This window comes from Streptomyces sp. NBC_01497, assembly GCF_036250695.1.
In the GTDB taxonomy this organism is placed as follows: domain Bacteria; phylum Actinomycetota; class Actinomycetes; order Streptomycetales; family Streptomycetaceae; genus Streptomyces.
Window position 1 is genome coordinate 1644354 of sequence record NZ_CP109427.1, and the last position, 18247, is coordinate 1662600.

At 73.2% G+C, this 18247-nt stretch carries 13 protein-coding genes and 1 pseudogene; 4 read left to right on the plus strand and 10 right to left on the minus strand.

Annotation, left to right across the window (positions count from 1 at the left end; all coding sequences use genetic code 11):
• Positions 1-13: 13 nt before the first annotated feature.
• The 5 genes from OG310_RS07055 to OG310_RS07075 all read right to left on the minus strand — a co-directional run bounded on the left by OG310_RS07055 (position 14) and on the right by OG310_RS07075 (position 6675).
• Positions 14-2143, minus strand: coding sequence for a 3-hydroxyacyl-CoA dehydrogenase NAD-binding domain-containing protein (locus OG310_RS07055; RefSeq protein WP_329455016.1), 2130 nt, complete (start codon positions 2141-2143; stop codon positions 14-16).
• Complete coding sequence (locus tag OG310_RS07060; RefSeq protein ID WP_329455017.1) at positions 2140-3360, minus strand: thiolase family protein; 1221 nt, start codon at positions 3358-3360, stop codon at positions 2140-2142. The genes OG310_RS07055 and OG310_RS07060 overlap by 4 nt, the downstream gene beginning before the upstream one ends.
• Before the next feature lie 238 nt (positions 3361-3598).
• Positions 3599-4894, minus strand: coding sequence for a ribonuclease D (locus tag OG310_RS07065; protein WP_329455018.1), 1296 nt, complete (start codon positions 4892-4894; stop codon positions 3599-3601).
• A gap of 91 nt (positions 4895-4985) precedes the next feature.
• Positions 4986-5654, minus strand: coding sequence for a response regulator transcription factor (locus tag OG310_RS07070; RefSeq protein WP_225017358.1), 669 nt, complete (start codon positions 5652-5654; stop codon positions 4986-4988).
• Positions 5655-5979: 325 nt separating this feature from the next.
• Positions 5980-6675, minus strand: coding sequence for a DUF3000 domain-containing protein (locus tag OG310_RS07075; RefSeq protein WP_329455019.1), 696 nt, complete (start codon positions 6673-6675; stop codon positions 5980-5982).
• A 91-nt stretch (positions 6676-6766) separates the two neighbouring features.
• Between OG310_RS07075 and hemE the strand changes: the two genes are divergently transcribed.
• A complete protein-coding gene (hemE, locus tag OG310_RS07080; RefSeq protein ID WP_329455020.1) occupies positions 6767-7840 on the plus strand; it encodes a uroporphyrinogen decarboxylase in 1074 nt (357 codons plus the stop codon).
• A 215-nt stretch (positions 7841-8055) separates the two neighbouring features.
• On the opposite strand, the gene OG310_RS07085 is transcribed toward hemE, so the two are convergent.
• Positions 8056-9027, minus strand: a complete 972-nt coding sequence (locus tag OG310_RS07085) for a chitinase (protein ID WP_329455021.1) — start codon at positions 9025-9027, stop codon at positions 8056-8058.
• A 402-nt stretch (positions 9028-9429) separates the two neighbouring features.
• The gene (locus OG310_RS07090) at positions 9430-10806 is read right to left on the minus strand and encodes an FAD-dependent oxidoreductase (protein ID WP_329455022.1); all 1377 of its coding nucleotides are present in this window, start codon (positions 10804-10806) and stop codon (positions 9430-9432) included.
• Positions 10807-10901: 95 nt separating this feature from the next.
• Between OG310_RS07090 and hemG the strand changes: the two genes are divergently transcribed.
• On the plus strand, positions 10902-12386 hold the full coding sequence (gene hemG / locus OG310_RS07095; protein ID WP_329455023.1) for a protoporphyrinogen oxidase: 1485 nt from the start codon (positions 10902-10904) through the stop codon (positions 12384-12386).
• A gap of 91 nt (positions 12387-12477) precedes the next feature.
• Positions 12478-13200, plus strand: a complete 723-nt coding sequence (hemQ, locus tag OG310_RS07100) for a hydrogen peroxide-dependent heme synthase (protein ID WP_329455024.1) — start codon at positions 12478-12480, stop codon at positions 13198-13200.
• A 122-nt stretch (positions 13201-13322) separates the two neighbouring features.
• On the opposite strand, the gene OG310_RS07105 is transcribed toward hemQ, so the two are convergent.
• A complete protein-coding gene (locus tag OG310_RS07105) occupies positions 13323-15038 on the minus strand; it encodes an alpha/beta hydrolase (RefSeq protein ID WP_329455025.1) in 1716 nt (571 codons plus the stop codon).
• 215 nt (positions 15039-15253) lie between these two features.
• Positions 15254-16522 carry a DUF692 domain-containing protein gene (locus OG310_RS07110; RefSeq protein ID WP_329460059.1) on the minus strand — a complete coding sequence of 423 codons (1269 nt, stop codon included), beginning with the start codon at positions 16520-16522 and terminating at the stop codon, positions 15254-15256.
• Between the two features lie 385 nt (positions 16523-16907).
• Between OG310_RS07110 and OG310_RS07115 the strand changes: the two are divergent.
• A pseudogene (locus OG310_RS07115) lies at positions 16908-17117 on the plus strand (DNA-binding protein); the annotation flags it as partial.
• A gap of 377 nt (positions 17118-17494) precedes the next feature.
• Here the strand turns inward: OG310_RS07115 and OG310_RS07120 are convergent.
• The gene (locus tag OG310_RS07120; protein WP_329455026.1) at positions 17495-18136 is read right to left on the minus strand and encodes a TetR/AcrR family transcriptional regulator; all 642 of its coding nucleotides are present in this window, start codon (positions 18134-18136) and stop codon (positions 17495-17497) included.
• Positions 18137-18247 lie beyond the last annotated feature (111 nt).

The window sequence follows — 18247 nt, forward strand, 5'->3', positions numbered from 1 at the left end:
GCCTCCTTGACCGTTACGCGGGGACGCTCGCCACGCCCGGCGCCAGGAAGCGGCGGCCGTTGGCGCGTTCGGAGACGCCCTCGCGGTCCAGGTACGGCGTGATGCCGCCCAGGTGGAAGGGCCAGCCCGCACCGGTGATCAGGCACAGGTCGATGTCCTGCGCCTCCGCGACCACGCCCTCGTCGAGCATCAGCCCGATCTCCTGCGCGACCGCGTCCAGGACACGGGCCCGTACCTGGTCTTCGGTCAGGACGGTGCCGCCCTGCTTCATCAGGGCGAGGATCTCCGGGTCCAGCTCCGGCTTCCCCGAGTCGTACGTGTAGAAGCCGCGCTTGCCGGCGCTCACGACGGCGCGGAGGTTCTCCGAGACCGTGAACCGCTCGGGGAACGCGCCGTGCAGCGTCTCCGAGACGTGCAGGCCGATCGCGGGACCCACCAGTTCCAGCAGCACCAGCGGTGACATCGGCAGGCCCAGCGGCTCGACGGCGCGCTCGGCGACGTCGACCGGGGTGCCCTCGTCGATGACGTTCTGGATCTCGCCCATGAAGCGGGTCAGCACGCGGTTGACGACGAACGCCGGGGCGTCCTTGACGAGCACCGCCGTCTTGCGCAGCTTCTTCGCCACCGCGAACGCCGTCGCCAGCGACGCGTCGTCCGTGCCCTCGCCGCGTACGACCTCCAGCAGCGGCAGCACCGCGACCGGGTTGAAGAAGTGGAAGCCGACGACCCGCTCCGGGTGGGCGAGCTTCGACGCCATCTCACCGACCGACAGCGAGGAGGTGTTCGTGGCGAGGATCGCGGTCGCCGGTACGACCGCCTCGACCTCGGCGAACACCTGCTGCTTGACGCCCATCTCCTCGAACACGGCCTCGATGACGAAGTCCGCGTCCGAGAAGCCCTCGGCCTTGTCCAGCACACCGGTGACCAGGCCCTTGAACCGGTTCGCCGTGTCCTGGTCGATCCGGCCCTTGCCGAGCAGCTTGTCGATCTCGGCGTGCACGTACCCGACGCCCTTGTCGATGCGGCCCTGGTCGATGTCGGTGAGGACGACCGGCACCTGGAGGCGGCGCACGAACAGCAGCGCCAGCTGCGAGGCCATCAGGCCCGCACCCACCACGCCGACCTTGTTGACCGGTCGCGCGAGGTTCTTGTCCGGCGCGCCGACGGGCCGCTTGGCCCGGCCCTGCACGAGGTTGAACGCGTAAATCCCGGACCGCAGTTCGCCGCCCATCACCAGGTCGGCGAGCGCCTCGGTCTCGGCCGCGAACCCGGCGGCCAGGTCGCCGTCCTTGGCCCGCGCGATGATGTCGAGGGCGCGGTAGGCGGCGGGCGCCGCGCCGTGCACCTTGGAGTCGGCGACGGCCCGGCCCCACTCGACAGCCTGGTCCCAGTCCTCGCCGCGGTCGATCGCGATCCGCTGGACGTTCAGTTCGCCCTTGAGGACGGCGGCGGTCCAGGTGAGGGACTGCTCCAGGAAGTCCGCGGCCTCGAAGATCGCGTCGGCGATGCCGAGTTCGAAGACCTGGTCGCCCTTGAGCTGCCGGTTCTGGTTGAGCGCGTTCTCGATGATGACGTTGACCGCGGGGCCCGCGCCGATCAGGTTCGGCAGCAGGGCGCAGCCGCCCCAGCCGGGCACCAGGCCGAGGAAGACCTCGGGCAGGGAGAACGCCGCGATGGACGAGGAGACCGTGCGGTACTGGCAGTGCAGGCCGATCTCGACGCCGCCGCCCATGGCCGCGCCGTTGTAGTACGCGAACGTCGGTACGGCGAGGTGCCCGAGGCGCCCGAAGACATCGTGCCCGGCCTTGCCGACGGCCAGGGCCTCCTCGCGGCTGCCGAGCAGTCCGACGCCCTTGAGGTCGGCGCCGACGGCGAAGACGAACGGCTTGCCGGTGATGCCGACACCGACGATGGTGCCTTCGGCCGCTTCCTTCTCGACCTGGTCGATCGCCGCGTCGATACGGGCGAGCGACTGCGGCCCGAAGCTGGTCGGCTTCGTGTGGTCGAAGCCGTTGTCCAGCGTGATCAGCGCGAAGCGCCCGGCGTCGGCCGGCAGATCGAGGTGGCGCACGTGCGCCTGGGTGACGACCTCGTCCGGGAAGACCTCGGCCGCGCCCTTCAGCAGTTCGGCGATGTTGCTCACTTGCGGCCTCCGTCGAAGTGCGGGTTCTCCCAGATGACCGTCGCGCCCATGCCGAAGCCGACGCACATCGTCGTCAGGCCGTAGCGCACGTGCGGGTGCTCCTCGAACTGCCGGGCCAGCTGTGTCATCAGGCGGACGCCGGAGGACGCCAGCGGGTGGCCGAACGCGATGGCGCCGCCGTACTGGTTGACGCGCTCGTCGTCGTCGGCGATGCCGTAGTGGTCGAGGAGCGCGAGCACCTGCACCGCGAAGGCCTCGTTGATCTCGAAGAGCCCGATGTCGGAGATCGTGAGGCCCGCCTTGGCGAGGGCCTTCTCGGTCGCCGGGATCGGCCCGTAGCCCATGACCTCGGGCTCGACGCCCGCGAAGGCGTACGAGACGAGGCGCATCCGCACCGGCAGGCCCTGCTCGCGCGCGAAGTCCTCGGCGGCGATCAGGGACGCGGTGGCGCCGTCGTTGAGGCCGGCCGCGTTGCCCGCGGTGACCCGGCCGTGCGGGCGGAACGGCGTCTTGAGGCCTGCGAGCATCTCCAGCGTGGTGCCCGGGCGCATCGGCTCGTCGGCCGTGGCGAGGCCCCAGCCGGTCTCACCCGCCTCGGGCGAGGTGCGGCGGACCGAGACGGGCACCAGATCCTGCTGGATCTTGCCGTTCGCGTACGCCTTGGCGGCGCGCTCCTGGGAACGCACGGCGTACTCGTCGGCGCGCAGTTTCGTCAGGTGCGGGAAGCGGTCGTGCAGGTTCTCCGCGGTCATGCCCATGAACAGGGCCGACTCGTCGACGAGCTTCTCCGACACGAAGCGGGGGTTCGGGTCGACGCCCTCGCCCATCGGGTGGCGGCCCATGTGCTCGACACCGCCCGCGACGACGACGTCGTACGCGCCGAAGGCGATGGAGCCCGCTGTCGTGGTGACTGCGGTCAGCGCTCCCGCGCACATGCGGTCGATCGCGTAGCCGGGGACGGAGGTCGGCAGGCCCGCGAGGATGCCCGCGGTGCGGCCGATGGTGAGGCCCTGGTCGCCGATCTGCGTGGTCGCGGCGATCGCCACCTCGTCGATGCGGGCGGGGTCCAGATCCGGGTTGCGCCGCAGCAGCTCCCGGATCGCCTTGACGACCAGATCGTCCGCGCGGGTCTCGTGGTAGATGCCCTTGGGACCCGCCTTGCCGAACGGGGTGCGGACGCCGTCGACGAAGACGACGTCCCTGACGGTACGAGGCACGATGGCTCTCCTCCAGGGTGCGGGGTGGCACAGCTGCGGCGCGCGCCGGAACGCGCCGCCGTTCATGCTACTCGTGAGTAATTAACCTTGCCCACCCCCATCATGGCGAGCGTTCAACCTCACACCCGGCACCGACCGGCAGATCCCCCGCGCGGCGCTCCCACGGCCGCCACGAGTGCGGACGCGGGAGGCCCGCGCGAGCGTCACCGCCGCGCGCCGGCGCCCGCCGCGCGTCGCGTCACGTCGCCGACAACGCCCCCACGAGCAGCGGAGTCACCAGCTCCACCTGCCAGGGCCTGGCGCCGTGCCCGCGCAGGGCGTCCGCCACGGCGTCCTGCGTGACCGGCTCCGGGGGCTCCCAGCAGACCCGGCGCACCGTGTCCGGCGTGATCAGGTTCTCCTGCGGCAGGTGCAGTTCGTCCGCCAGCGTCGTGACGGCCGCGCGCGCGGCCGACAGGCGCGCCGCCGCCTGCGGGTCCTTGTCAGCCCAGGAACGCGGCGGCGGGGGGCCCTGCACGGCCTGGCCGGGCTGCGGCAGCTCGCGCTCGGCCAGTGCCCGCGCCCGGTCGACGGCGGCCTGCCAGGTCTCCAGCTGGCGCCGGCCCGTGCGGTGCCCGAAACCGGGCAGCGCCCCGAGCGCGTGCACGTTCGCGGGCAGCGCCAGGGCGGCCTCGACGATCGCGGCGTCACTGAGCACCTTGCCGGGCGAGACGTCCCGCCGCTGCGCCACCTCGTCGCGCGTGGTCCACAGCTCGCGCACGATGGCCATCTGGCGCCGTCTGCGGACCTTGTGCATGCCCGACGTGCGGCGCCACGGGTCCTTGCGCGGCGGTGCGGGCGGCGCGGCGGCGATGGCGTGGAACTCCTGGAGCGCCCAGTCGAGCTTGCCCTGCCTCTCCAGCTCCTTCTCCAGCTCGTCGCGCAGGTCCACGAGCAGTTCGACGTCGAGCGCCGCGTACCGCAGCCACGGCTCGGGCAGCGGGCGGGTCGACCAGTCCACGGCGGAGTGGCCCTTCTCCAGCCCGTAGCCGAGGACCGTCTCCACCATGGCGCCGAGTCCGACGCGCGGATAGCCGGCGAGCCGCCCCGCGAGCTCGGTGTCGAACAGGCGGCTGGGGCGCATGCCTATTTCGCGCAGGCAGGGCAGATCCTGCGTGGCGGCGTGCAGGATCCACTCGGCGTCACCGATCGCCTTGCCGAGGCCGGAGAGGTCCGGGCAGCCGACCGGGTCGATCAGTGCCGTGCCGGCGCCTTCGCGCCGCAGCTGCACGAGGTAGGCGCGCTGCCCGTAGCGGTAACCCGAAGCGCGCTCGGCGTCGACGGCGACGGGGCCGCGCCCCGCGGCGAAGGCGGCCACCACGTCGGCGAGCGCCTCCTCCGTGGCGATGACGGGGGGAATGCCCTCCCGCGGCTCCAGCAGGGGAATCGGCGCCGGGCCGACATCGTCCGGGGGCTGCGACACCCACGGTTCTCGCCGCGGGTCCCCCGTGGTGCGCAGTTCCGGGTCTGCTGCGGTCTCTTGGGCGTCGGTCACCTGTCAAGGGTATCCGTGAACGGAAGGCGCCCGCCGACGGAACGTTCCGTCGACGGGCGGTGCGCGTCCCGCGGGGCCCGCGGCCCCGTGATCAGTGGATGATGCCGGTACGCAGTGCGACCGCGACCATCCCCGCGCGGTCGCCCGTGCCGAGCTTGCGCGCGATCCGGGCGAGGTGGCTCTTGACGGTGAGCGCCGACAGTCCCATGGAGACACCGATGGCCTTGTTGGACTGGCCCTCCGCGACCAGTCTGAGGACCTCGACCTCGCGGCCGGACAGCTCCCGGTAGCCACCGGGGTGCCCCGGGGCGCCGGGGGCGCCGGGCGGGCGGCGGTGCATCCGGGCGCCCGCGCCGATCGGGGCGGCACCGGGACGGCTGGGGTGGCCGATGTTCGTCCGCGTGCCGGTGACGACGTAGCCCTTGACGCCGCCCGCGAGGGCGTTGCGCACGGCGCCGATGTCGTCGGCGGCGGAGAGGGCGAGCCCGTTGGGCCAGCCCGCCGCGCGCGTCTCGGACAGCAGCGTCAGGCCGGAGCCGTCGGGCAGGTGGACGTCGGCCACGCAGATGTCGCGCGGGCTTGCGACACGGGGGCGCGCCTCCGCGATGGAGGAGGCCTCGATGACATCGCGCACTCCGAGGGCCCAGAGGTGGCGGGTGACGGTGGAGCGGACGCGCGGGTCGGCCACGACCACCATCGCCGTCGGCTTGTTGGGGCGATAGGCGTTCAGGCTTGCGGGCTGCTCAAGGAGAACGGACACCAAACCTCCTGGGGGGAAGGTGCGGGACGGGCCGGCCGGGGGGAGTGAGCCGGGGCGAACCGTGCGTGACAGGGTCACTGACCTCTTCGGCAGCTATCGCATCCGCCTTTAGAGAAAGATCACGATCTAGTGAGTAACAATTGGTGCAATTCGGACAGGCAATCGACTGTCCCGCACCTGAACCCCTGGTAGGAGGGCCCCCACGGGCGGCGCCGGGCGCCGGGAAGGGGGCCGTCGCCCCCGGCCCCGGAGGCACGCGCCCTTGACGCCGCACCCGGGCGCGGGGACCGGGAGCCGGACACCTACGGGACGGCGTACCCGGTGCTCACGGCGCCTGCGGGCCCCGCCGCTGCGGAAGGGACACCACTCCCCCGCCGGATCCGCTCTCGGCGCCCGCCGCCGCGGAGCCGAAACCCGGAACGACAGGGGGCAGGCCGGCGATCTGGCAGAGCAGGTCGCACCAGGCCGCCAGGTGCGCCGCCGAGTCCGGCGCGCCGCCGTGCCCCTCGCGGGGCGTCCACGACGCCCTGATCTCGATCTGGCTGCTGGGGCGGCGCTCCGCGAGCCCGCCGAAGTAGTGCGACCCGGCCCGCGTGACGGTGCCGCTGGGCTCCCCGTACGCGAGACCGCGCGCCTCCAGCGCACCCGTCAGCCAGGACCACGACACGTCGGGCAGCAGCGGATCCACCGCCATCTCGGGTTCGAGCTCCGCCCGTACGAGCGTGACCAGACGGAAGGTCCCGTGCCAGGCCTCGTGCCCGGCCGGGTCGTGCAGCAGGACCAGTCGGCCGTCGGCCAGGTCGTCCTCGCCGTCGACGACGGTGGCCTCCAGCGCGTACGCGTGCGGCGCGAGCCGCTGTGGCGCCCGCGTGGGCTCGATCTCGATCTCCGGGCGCACCCGGGCGGCACGCAGCGCCTCGACCGCGATCCGGAACGGTGGCGGTAGCGCTGCGCCTGCCGAACCTTCCGTGTCACCTGCGTCGTTCGAATGATCGGAGATGTGTCCCTGAGCCGCGGCCATGCGGGGAAGAGTAGGCCGAACACGGCTCGCGCGCAGGGAGGGACACCCTTGCCGGGCCCCCCGCTTGGCCGTACATGCGAAGATTCTGGGCGTGAGTACAGAGCACAGCCCCTCGGGCCGGCAGACGACGAAGACCGCACTGTCCGATTCAGCCTTTTTGCGCGCGTGCAGGCGTGAAGATGTGCCGCACACCCCGGTGTGGTTCATGCGACAGGCGGGGCGTTCGCTGCCCGAGTACCTGAAGGTGCGCGAGGGCATCCCGATGCTGGAGTCGTGCATGCGGCCCGAGCTCATCAAGGAGATCACGCTGCAGCCGGTACGCCGGCACGGCGTGGACGCGGCGATCTACTTCAGCGACATCGTGGTGCCGCTCAAGGCGATCGGCATCGACCTCGACATCAAGCCGGGTGTCGGCCCCGTCATCGCCGACCCGGTGCGCACGCGGGCCGACCTCGACCGGCTGCGCCCGCTCACCCCGGACGACGTTCCCTACGTCACCGAGGCGGTCGGCCTGCTCACGGACGAACTCGGCGCCACCCCGCTCATCGGCTTCACGGGAGCACCCTTCACCCTCGCCAGCTACCTGATCGAGGGCGGTCCTTCGCGGACGTACGAGCGGACCAAGGCCATGATGTACGGCGACCCGGACCTGTGGGCGGACCTGGTGGACCGGCTCGCGGCGATCACGGGAGCGTTCCTGACCGTGCAGATCGAGGCGGGCGCGAGCGCCGTCCAGCTCTTCGACTCGTGGGCGGGCGCGCTGGCGCCCGAGGACTACCGGCGCTACGTGATGCCGGCCTCGGCGAAGGTCTTCGCGCAGGCCGCACCGTACGGCGTGCCGCGCATCCACTTCGGCGTCGGCACGGGCGAACTCCTCGGCCTGATGGGCGAGGCGGGCGCGGACGTGGTGGGGGTCGACTGGCGGGTGCCCCTGGACGAGGCGGCGCGGCGGGTGGGCCCCGGGAAGGCGCTCCAGGGGAACCTGGACCCGACCGTCCTGTTCGCGCCGCGCCAAGCGGTCGAGACCAAGGCGCAGGAGGTGCTCGACGCGGCCGCCGGCCTGGAGGGGCACGTCTTCAACCTCGGCCACGGCGTCATGCCGACGACCGACCCCGACGCCCTGACCCGCCTCGTCGAGTTCGTCCACGAGCGGACGGCCCACTGAGCCGGACGGGACAGGCCGGCACGGTCGCGAAGGTCGCGACGGTCGAACCGGGCTGTGACGGCTGACACGGCTGAACCGGGCGGCGACGGACCGATAAGGACTGAGAAGGACTGAGAAGGGCGTTCCCGGCCGCGGCGGCGAGGCCACCGCGGCCGGGAACCCGTCGGCCCCCTGACAGGTGCCGGCGGTGCGGCCGTGGGGGGGCGGGCTGCCGGTTACTTCAACGCGTCGGTGAAGGCCAGCTGGTTCTGCGAGACGCCGCTGCACGTCGACGAGGCGCCGCCGCCGTTGCCGCCCGCACAGGCCTGGTCCCGGTTCGCGGACCACATGGACAGGCGGCCCACGCCGTTGCTGACGGCCCAGTTCTTGACCGTGGTGGCGTTCGCGAGAGTGAACGTCGAACCGTCGTCGTTGGTGCCGATCATGGGCGTGATGCCGAGGTTGGCGTAGGAGTAGCCGGCGTCCACGGACTTCATCTGCGCCAGCGTCGCCTGGCCCGCCTTGATGGCGGCCTGGCCCATGTCCTGGTTGCCCTGGTAGTAGTCCATCGTCATGGCGTTGACGACATCGAGCTTCAGGCCCGCCGTCTTGGCGGAGCTGAGGATGTTCACGCCGTCCTGGGTGAGCCCGCTGGGCAGCACCGGCAGGGTCGCCGAGACGGTCAGGCCCGGGTTCGAGGCCTTGAGCTGCTTCATCACCGTCCAGTTGCGGACCGCGGAGGTCTGGTCCGCGACCGCGCCACCCTCGATGTCGAAGTCGAGGGACTTCACCCCGTACGAGTCGATGATCTTCTGGTACGCGGCCTTGATGGCGTTCTGGTCGGTGCAGGTCCAGCCGAGCGGGTAGCCCGCGGCGCCGCCGTTGGAGACGATGACGGACGCGCCCTCGGACTGCGCCTTCTTGATGAGCGGGTCGGTGAAGGAGTCGCCGCCGACGGGCAGCGTGTCCCCCCAGATGGCGTTGCAGCCGGACCCGATGACGAAGGCCGCGGTGAAGGACTTCACCCCGTGCTGGGTGATCGCGGTGTCCAGCAGCCCTTCCTGACCGTTCGACATGTCGGTGTACGGGGCGAAGGTGGTCGAGCCCGCGGCGGGCGCGGCGGAGGCGGTTCCACCCGCGGCGACGGCGGCGGAGGCGGCGAGCGCGGCGGCGGCGAGGCCGATGGTGGCACGGCGGAGTCTGCGCATGGTGATGCCCTTTCGATGGCTGTGGGGAGGCCGAAGGAGCGAGCCGGCCGGAGGGTGGGGCCAACCGGCGACGCGCAGACCATAGTTGGACTAGACCAAAGAGGGCGTCAAGGGGGTGTACACCAACTGTTCGTTCACGGCGGCCGATCGAAGGGCCGGACGCGGGCCCCGGCCGGGCCCGGGCGCCGAGCCGGTCCGGGCGGGGCCGAAAACCCCCCAACAGGACGGGAGTTCCGCTCGCCCACACTTTCGACCCGCCAGGAAACCGCTCCGGACGCGCCCGGATCCGCCCCGCGACCGCGCCCGTCCCACCCCTGCCGTACGGGCGCGCGGCACGGGCTCCGGGCGAGGAGCGCGAGACAGGGACGCACGGGTCATGAGCGTGGGACAGGGGCGCGCGGGTCAGTTCGCCTCGCGCACCTTCCTGACGGCCTTGCGGGCCGCCACCAGCACCGGGTCCCAGACCGGCGAGAACGGCGGCGCGTAGCCGAGGTCGAGTACCGTCATCCGCTCCACCGTCATGCCGGCGGTCAGCGCCACCGCCGCCACGTCCACGCGCTTGCCCGCCCCCTCCCCGCCCACGATCTGCACGCCCAGGAGCCGGCCCGTGCCGCGTTCCGCGGTCATCTTCACCGTCATCGTCTGCGCCCCCGGGTAGTAGCCGGCGCGGCTGGTGGACTCGGCCGTCACCGTCACGAACCGCAGACCCACCGCGCGGGCCTCCTTCTCGCGCAGGCCCGTACGCGCGATCTCCACGTCGCACACCTTGCTCACCGCCGTGCCCACCACGCCGGGGAACGTGGCGTAGCCTCCGCCCGTGTTCGCGCCGATGACCTGGCCGTGCTTGTTCGCGTGCGTGCCCAGCGCGATGTGCCGCGTGCGGCCGGAGACCAGGTCGAGGACCTCCACACAGTCGCCGCCGGCCCAGATGTCCTCGTGGCCGCGCACCCGCATCGACAGGTCCGTGAGCAGCCCGCCCGACTCGCCGAGCGGCAGCCCGGCCGCCTCGGCCAGTTCCGTGCGGGGGCGGACGCCGATGCCGAGCACCACCACGTCCGCCGGGTACTCGCTGTCCCTCGTCGCGACCGCGCGCACCCGGCCGTCCTCGCCCGTCCTGATCTCCGTGACGGCCGCTCCGCCGAGCACCGTGATGCCCATGCCGGTCATCGCCTCGTTGACCAGGCGGCCCATGTCGGGGTCGAGCGTCGACATGGGCTGCTCGTCGCGGTGCAGGACGGTGACCTCGAAGCCGTGGCGCAGCAGCGCCTCCGCCATCTCGACGCCGATGTAGCCCGCGCCGATGACGACCGCGTGCCGTCCCTTCGAACCGGCCAGCGTGTCGATGAGGGCCTGGCCGTCGTCGAGGCTCTGCACGCCGTGCACGCCGGGCGCGTCGATGCCGGGCAGCGGCGGGCGCAGCGGGCTCGCGCCCGTCGCGAGCACGAGCTTGTCGTAGCCGGTCCACGTCTCCCGGCCGGTCTCCAGGTCGCGGGCGAGCACCCGCTGCCCCGGGACGTCGAGTTCGCGCACCTCGGTGCGCATCCTGAGGTCGATGTCGCGTTCCGCGTGCTCACGCGGCGTGCGCGCGATCAGGTCGTCGCGGTCGGAGACGTCACCTCCGACCCAGTACGGGATGCCGCAGGCCGAGTAGGAGGCGAAGTGGCCCCGTTCGAAGGCGACGATCTCCAACTCGTGCCGGCCCTTGAGCCGGCGGGCCTGCGAGGCGGCCGTCATACCCGCCGCGTCGCCCCCGACCACCACCATGCGCTCCGCCGCCATCGCACACCCTTCGACCTGCGTTCGACCCCTGATCCGGCTGATCGGAACGCTACGCGGCGAACGCGCGGCCCGGCCGGTTTGAGAGAGTGTGGGCCATGGAGTCGAGCGCGCAGCACACGCACAGCGGGTACCTTCCGGCCGCCTCCCCCGGGCGTGTCGTGGTCGTCGGGGGCGGCATCGCGGGCCTCGCCGCCGCGCACCGGCTGCTGGCCCGGGGGGCCTCGGTCACCGTCCTGGAGGGCACCGACCGGCTCGGCGGCAAACTGCACAGCGGCGAGATCGAGGGCGCGCCCGTCGACCTGGGCGCCGAGTCGATGCTCGCCCGCCGCCCCGAGGGGGTGGAACTGGCCCGCGCGGTCGGGCTCGGCGGCCTGATCCGGGCGCCGCACGCGACGACGTCCGCGGTGTGGACGCGCGGCGCGCTGCGCCCGATGCCGAAGGGCCATGTGATGGGCGTGCCGGGCGATCCGGCCGCGCTGGCGGACCTGCTGTCCCCGGAGGGGCTCGCCAGGATCGCCGAGGAGCGGTCGCTGCCGCCGGGCGAGGTCGGCGAGGACGTCGCGGTCGGCACGTACGTCGCGGACCGGCTCGGCCGGGAGGTCGTGGACCGGCTCGTCGAGCCGCTGCTCGGCGGGGTGTACGCGGGGGACGCGTACCGCATCTCGATGCGCGCGGCGGTGCCGCAGCTGTACGCGGCGGCCAAGCGCCACGGTTCGCTGCTGGACGCCGTCGCCTCGCTGCAGAGCGCCACGGCCCGCGGCGCGGCACCCGAGGCGCCCCCGGGCGTGTCGCTGCCGTCCGGCGGACCGGTCTTCGCCGGGATCGAGGGCGGGATCGGACGGCTGCCGGGCGCCGTCGCGGACGCCGTACGCGCGGCGGGCGGCGACGTCCGCACCAAGGCACCCGTCCTCGGCCTCTCCCGCGCGGCGGACGGCTGGCACGTGCGCACCGACCAGGAGGTGCTGACCGCCGACGCGGTGGTGCTCGCGACGCCCGCCTGGTCCGCCTCGGCACTGCTCTCCGACGTCTCGCCGAAGGCGTCGGCCGAGCTCTCGGAGATCGAGTACGCGTCGATGGCGCTGATCACGATGGCGTTCCGGCGCGCGGACGTCACGTCGCTGCCCGAGAACAGCAGCGGCTTCCTCGTACCGCCCGTGGACGGCCGCACGATCAAGGCGGCCACCTTCTCCACGCGCAAGTGGGGGTGGGTCGAGCACGAGGCACCGGACCTGTTCCTGCTGCGGACGTCGGTCGGCCGGTGCGGCGAGGAGGAACAGCTCCATCGCGAGGACAGCGAACTCGTCGATGCCTCGCTGCGCGATCTGGGCGCGGCGGTCGGCCTCGCCGCGGGGCCGGTGGCGACCCGGGTCACGCGCTGGATCGGCGGGCTGCCGCAGTACCCGGTGGGCCACCTCGCGCGGGTGGCCAGGATCCGCGAGGAGGTCGCGGGGCTGCCGGGGCTGCGGCTCTGCGGGGCCGCCTACGACGGCGTGGGGGTGCCGGCGACGATCGCGAGTGCGACGCGCGCGGCCGACGAGATCACCGACGGCGGATCCCCAAGGGGGCCCCGGGGCGCGTGAGGCCGGGAACGGGGCGGGCCGGCGGCGGGTGCCCGGCGCGAGGGTGACCCCTGGGGCGGGGCCGGTCCGCCGGGCGAGCGAGAATGTCCGCATGACTGCTTCACCCTCTCCGGAGAAGACCCCCAACGCGGGCAAGAAGGCACGGGACCTCAACGACGTCGTCCGCTACACCCTGTGGTCCGTCTTCCAGCTGCGCGACGTGCTGCCCGAGGACAGGTCGGGCTACGCGGACGAGGTCCAGGACCTGTTCGACCAGTTGGCCGCGAAGGACGTCACGGTGCGGGGCACGTACGACGTCTCCGGGCTGCGCGCCGAGGCCGACGTGATGATCTGGTGGCACGCCGAGACGTCGGACGAGCTCCAGGACGCCTACAACCGCTTCCGCCGCACCCGCCTGGGCCGTGCGCTGAAGCCCGTCTGGTCGAACATGGCGCTGCACCGGCCGGCCGAGTTCAACAAGTCGCACATCCCGGCGTTCCTGGCGGACGAGACCGCGCGCGACTACGTCAGCGTGTACCCCTTCGTGCGGTCGTACGAGTGGTACCTGCTGGAGGACGGCGAGCGCCGGAGCCTGCTCGCGGAGCACGGCAAGATGGCCCGCGACTACCCGGACGTGCGGGCCAACACGGTGTCGTCGTTCTCGCTCGGCGACTACGAGTGGATCCTCGCGTTCGAGGCGGACGAGCTGCACCGGATCGTGGACCTGATGCGGCACCTGCGCGGTTCGGAGACGCGGCGCCATGTGCGCCTTGAGGTCCCGTTCTTCACCGGCCGCCGCAAGTCGGTCGGGGACCTGGTCGCGGGCCTGGCGTAGCGAACGTCCGACCGCCGGGCGGCCCGCCCGCACCGGTGGGCCGACGGACGAGCGGGGCGGGGCCGGGTCGGCCCCGCCCCGCCCCGCTCGCGTCGTAGGGGGCCCCTCACTTCACCGACGGGTCACTTCACCGACGGCAGCGCCCTCGCCCGGGGCAGTGACAACGGGTTCGGCGCCGCGTGCGGCGCGCAGCTCGCCTGCCCGCCCGGGGTCGCGCCGGTCAGCAGGTAGTCGTTGACATACGCGTTGACGCAGGCGTTGGGGCCGCCCGCGATGCCGTGCGTGCCCGCGTCCCGCTCCGTGACCAGCACCGCGCCGGAGAGCCTGCGCCGCAGTTCGAGCGCCCCCGCGTAGGGCGTGGCGGCGTCCCGCTCCGCGGCCAGGATCAGCGTCGGCGGGAGCTGGCCGGGCGCCGTGCGCACGTCGACCGGCTGCCGGTGCGGGGCGGCCCAGTACGCGCACGGCAGGTTCATGAAGGCGTTGGCCCAGGTCTCGAACGGCGCGGTGCGCGCGAGTTCCGTGTTGTCGCGGTCCCAGTCCTGCCAACGGGTCGGCCACGGCGCGTCGTTGCACTCCACGGCCGTGTAGACGGCGTTCGCGTTCTCCGCGTCGCGCGCGGCGAGCGGCTGCGTCAGCGGGGCCGCCTGGTCGGTGAGCGGCTTCGGGTCGCCCTTGAGGTAGGCGGACAGGGCCGCCGCCCGCATGGCCCAGTAGTCGTCGTAGTAGCCGGCCGACAGCATCGCCGCCTGGAGCTCGCCGGGGCCGACCTTGCCGCCCGCGGGCTCGCGTGCGACCCGCGCCCTGACCAGCTCGTAGCTCCGCTGCACCCCGACGGCCGTGGTCCCGAGGTGGTAGACCTTGTCGTGCCGCGCGACCCAGGTGCGGAAGTCGGCCCAGCGGCGTTCGAAGGCCGCCGACTGCTCCATGTTGTCGCCGTACCAGATCTGCGTCGGGTCGGGGTCCACGGCCGAGTCGAAGACCATGCGCCGCACGTGCGAGGGGAACAGCGTCGCGTACACCGCGCCGAAGTACGTGCCGTACGAGGCACCCATGAAGGTCAGCTTCTTCTCGCCGAGCGCGGCGCGCAGCACGTCGAGGTCGCGCGCGTTGTCCAGCGAGGTGTAGTGACCCAGCGCGTCGCCCGCCTTCTCGGCGCATCCCCGCGCGTACGCCTTCGCCCGGGCGATCCGCTGCTGCTTGTACGCCTCCGTCGGATGCTCGGGGGCCTCGGTGGGCCCCTTGACGAACTCCTTCGGGCTCTCGCACGACAGCGGCGCTGACCGCGCCACGCCACGGGGCGCGTAGCCGACGAGGTCGTACGCCGCCGCGATCTTCTTCCACTCCGGCAGGTCCCCCGCCATCGGGAACGACATGCTGGAGGCACCGGGACCGCCCGGGTTGTAGACGAACGCGCCCTGCCGCTGCGCCGGCCGGCCGGCCGCCCGCACCCGGCTGACGGTGAGCGTGATCGCGGCGCCGTCGGGGCGCGCGTAGTCGACCGGGACGCTGACGGTGCCGCAGGTGACGGGCTTCGGCAGCATCTCCTCCTTCGGGCACGTCCCGAACGCGATGCCCGCTACGGCCGCCCGGTGCGCCGCCAGCACCACGCCGCGGGTCTCGGGCGCGCTCGCGAGGGCGGTGGCCGAGGTCGCGGCGTCCGCCGTGGACGCGTCGACATGCTCGTACGGCGGCTTCGCGGCGCCGGTCTGACGGTGCGTCCCGCTCGCCGCCGCGAGCGGAGCGGCCGCGTCCGCGCCGGCGGCCGGCGCCACCACGACGGCCGAGAGGGCCAGGGAGCCGAGCGCGCTCAGCACGCCGTACTTCGCTACTGCTCTCATCGCGTTCCCTTCGGGCTTTTGGGAAGCGATCATGAACAGGCGTAGCGGGCGTTCCCAAGGACGTGCCCCCGGTGTCGTGCGTGATGACTCCGATGCGCGGCCCTGCCACCCGACGGGCCCCGCCCGGGATGCGGCCGGGCGCGAGGTGTGCACGGAAGAGCGCCGGGCGCGGCCGGCTGCCCGGCGGCTTCCCCGGTGGCGGTCTCCGCGGCTGCCTAGCGGGCGGTCAGTGCGGCGCGGGCCGCCCGCACGAGCCGGGTCGCCCGCCGCGGCGGGCGCGCGCCGGCCCGTTCCTGCCACCACACCGACAGCGCGCGGCGGACCCTCGCCTCTCCCGGTGCCCGGGCGGCGAGAAGGTGCTCGGCGAAGTCGAGGGCATCCCTGCGATAACCGTCGCGCAGGGGGCGCCGCGCGGCGTACGCGAGGAAGAGCGGGTGGTACGACTCGCCCAGCAGCGCCGGCAGTTCGGGGGCCGTACGCGCCACGACGGAGGCCCGCTTCGCCGCGAGCGCCCGGCTCTGCACGGCGAGCCGGGCCGCGTCGAACCCCTCCGGCACCGGGGCCCCCGCCACCAGAGCGGACAGCAGGCCGCTCTGGGCGAGGGCGAGCCGCTCCCGTGCCGCCCCGCCCGCGGGCCGCACCGCGTCGGGACGGGGCAGCGCGGCCCCGTCCCGCCCGGTGGCGCCGGTCGCGGCCCTGACCACCTCCAGCTCCGCGGCGAGTTCGCCGCCGGAGGGGAAGTCGTCGTCACGCTCCAGCAGCACCCCGGGCGGCGCGACGCGCGAGCGCAGTTCGGCGAGGACGTCGAGGACGGGCCGGGTCACCGGGTGCGCGTGGGTGTCGTGCCAGACGCCGTCGCGCTCGACGCCACCCGCGACGTGGACGTACGCGATGGCCTCGACGGGCAGTTCGTCCAGGGCCCGCGCCGGGTCCTCACCGCGGTTGACGTGGTTGGTGTGGAGGTTGGCGACGTCGATGAGCAGCCGGACACCGGTGCGCGCCACCAGTTCGGCGAGGAACTGGCCCTCGGTCATCTCCTCGTCGGGCCAGTTGATCAGCGCGGCGATGTTCTCCACCGCGAGCGGTACGGGCAGGGAGTCCTGCGCGATGCGCACGTTCTCGCACAGGACGCGCAGGGCGTCCCTGGTGCGCGGCACCGGCAGCAGGTGACCGGCCTCCAGCGGCACACAGGCGGTGCGGCCGCCGCCCGCGCGGACGAAGGCGATGTGCTCGGTGACGAGCGGCGCGCCGAGGGCCTCGGCACGGTCCGCGAGGGCGGCGAGGCGGCCGGGGTCGGGTCGCTCGGCGCCGCCGAGACCGAGTCCCACCCCGTGCGGGACGACCGTGACGCCCCGGGCGCGCAGGCGGCGCAGCGGGTCCGGCAGGTGGTCGCGCTCGGCGCAGAGGTTCTCGGCCACGGCCTCGACCCAGTCGATGCCCGGCAGGGCGTCGATGACGTCGGCGATCTCGGGTCGCCAGCCGATGCCGACACCGAGGTGGTGCGGGAGGCCGACCGGCGCGGACGCCGTCGCCCGGGCGGCCGGGCCACGCGCACCCGCCGGGCCGGCGCCGGCTCCCGTCGGCGCCGGGCCCGCACCCTCCACGGCTGGCGTCGCCGCGCCGGCACTCGCGTCCCGGCTGTCCCTGTTCCTGTCCTTGTCCTTGTCCCTGTCCCTGTCCCTGTCCCTGTCCCCCACCACGGTGCCCCCCGATGCTGTGCGTTCGCTGCCGGCGCGGTCCGCCCGTCCGGGCCCTGCCGTTCGGACATGACGCCGCGCGCCCCCAGTAAGGACATGACCGTGGGGACGCTCCGCAAACGTGCAAGGCCCCTATCAGAGACGGATGAGCTTTCCGACCTGAGAGCGCCCGTCCCGCATCAAGGTGGAGCCGGTCACCGGACAGGCAGCCGAAGCAGCAGCGGAACTCCTCAAAGGCGCCGGACTGCACGGGCACGGGTACGCCGTCGACGCCACGGTGGCCGAGGTCGCACTGCGCCAGCCGAAACCGGTCGCCCTGCTGATCTCCGAGAGCGACGACATGACCAAGCTCTGCGGCAGCCAGGTCCGCATCATCCCCCTGTGGCCCACCGGCCCACCCGGAGTACGCAACGGCCGTGCGTCCGGTGCGTTGGCACCACCCGTGCCCCCTCCGTGCCCAGGGGAACGGACGACAACGGTCTCCAGGCGTCCCGTACCGGCTGTCGTCCGGCTTCTCCCCCGCATGACGCCGAGGCGGGTGGCTCGGACTTTCTCCACGCGTTCAGAGCAGCCGGCTGCGCTGCGCTCCGCCGGGCGCGCTTGCGGCGCCACTCCGCGAAAGCTGTCACCGCTCGGCGATATGTGCGCAGGGCCGCGGCCGGATCTCGTGATCCGCTCTCCGGCCGCGTCCCGGCAGCTACCGCTCCGGCCGTTCCGCACTCGACGTCGCCTTCCGGCCGACGAGGCGCGATCGGGCGGTCATCGGCCTCCCACCGGAACGGGAGCAGATCCGGTGGTTCCGCGGTCATCGCTGGGCTGCCGAGGAGATGACGCCGGGATGGCGTTGTCGATGAGGACAGCGGCGATGGCGGCGGCGGCGGGGAAGGACTCACTGTTGAGGACTCGGGTGCGGGCCGAGGCGCCGTCGATGAGCAGCGCCAGTTGTTCGCCGAGTTGTTCGGGGTCGGTGGCGCCGGCTTCGCGGGCGGCATCGGTGAGCCGCGCGGCGATGGCGGTCTTGTACTCGCGTGCGTACTGGGATGCGGGGTGTTGGGGGTCGTGGAGTTCGACGGCCGCCGCGATGTACGGGCACAGGGGCGTGGACGCGGGTACCTCGAAGGCGGCGAGGAGCCGTTCGCGGGGTGTGAGGTCGGTGCGGTCGAAGACACCGGGCATGACGTCGGGATCGAATCGGCGCAGGTATTCGGCGACGAGTTCGTCCTTGCCGGCGAAGTGCTGGTAGGCCGTGCGCTTGGACACCTGGGCCACGGCGCAGAGCTGGTCCATGCCGGTGCGGTTGATGCCCTGATCGCGGAACAGCTGCTGGGACGCGCTGAGGATGCGCTCGCGCGCGCCCCTGCCGCGGCGCCGGCCCAGGGGGCCCTTCTCCAACTCCGTCATGCCTCCAGCATAGACGCTTCGGTACAGATCGGTCTACATAGCCCGCCCTTCGCGCTGATCATCCGCGTGTCAAGCGCACAGAACGGCGGACCTGTGCCTGGCCGTGCACCC

Excerpts from the sequence above, each read along its gene's own strand:
- OG310_RS07075 (WP_329455019.1), bottom strand. The coding sequence starts at position 6,675 with ATGGCCGCGGCTCAGGGACACATCTCCGATCATTCGAACGACGCAGGT.
- OG310_RS07085 (WP_329455021.1), bottom strand. The coding sequence starts at position 9,027 with ATGCGCAGACTCCGCCGTGCCACCATCGGCCTCGCCGCCGCCGCGCTC.
- OG310_RS07090 (WP_329455022.1), bottom strand. The coding sequence starts at position 10,806 with ATGGCGGCGGAGCGCATGGTGGTGGTCGGGGGCGACGCGGCGGGTATG.
- hemG (WP_329455023.1), top strand. The coding sequence starts at position 10,902 with ATGGAGTCGAGCGCGCAGCACACGCACAGCGGGTACCTTCCGGCCGCC.
- hemQ (WP_329455024.1), top strand. The coding sequence starts at position 12,478 with ATGACTGCTTCACCCTCTCCGGAGAAGACCCCCAACGCGGGCAAGAAG.
- OG310_RS07105 (WP_329455025.1), bottom strand. The coding sequence starts at position 15,038 with ATGAGAGCAGTAGCGAAGTACGGCGTGCTGAGCGCGCTCGGCTCCCTG.
- OG310_RS07120 (WP_329455026.1), bottom strand. The coding sequence starts at position 18,136 with ATGACGGAGTTGGAGAAGGGCCCCCTGGGCCGGCGCCGCGGCAGGGGC.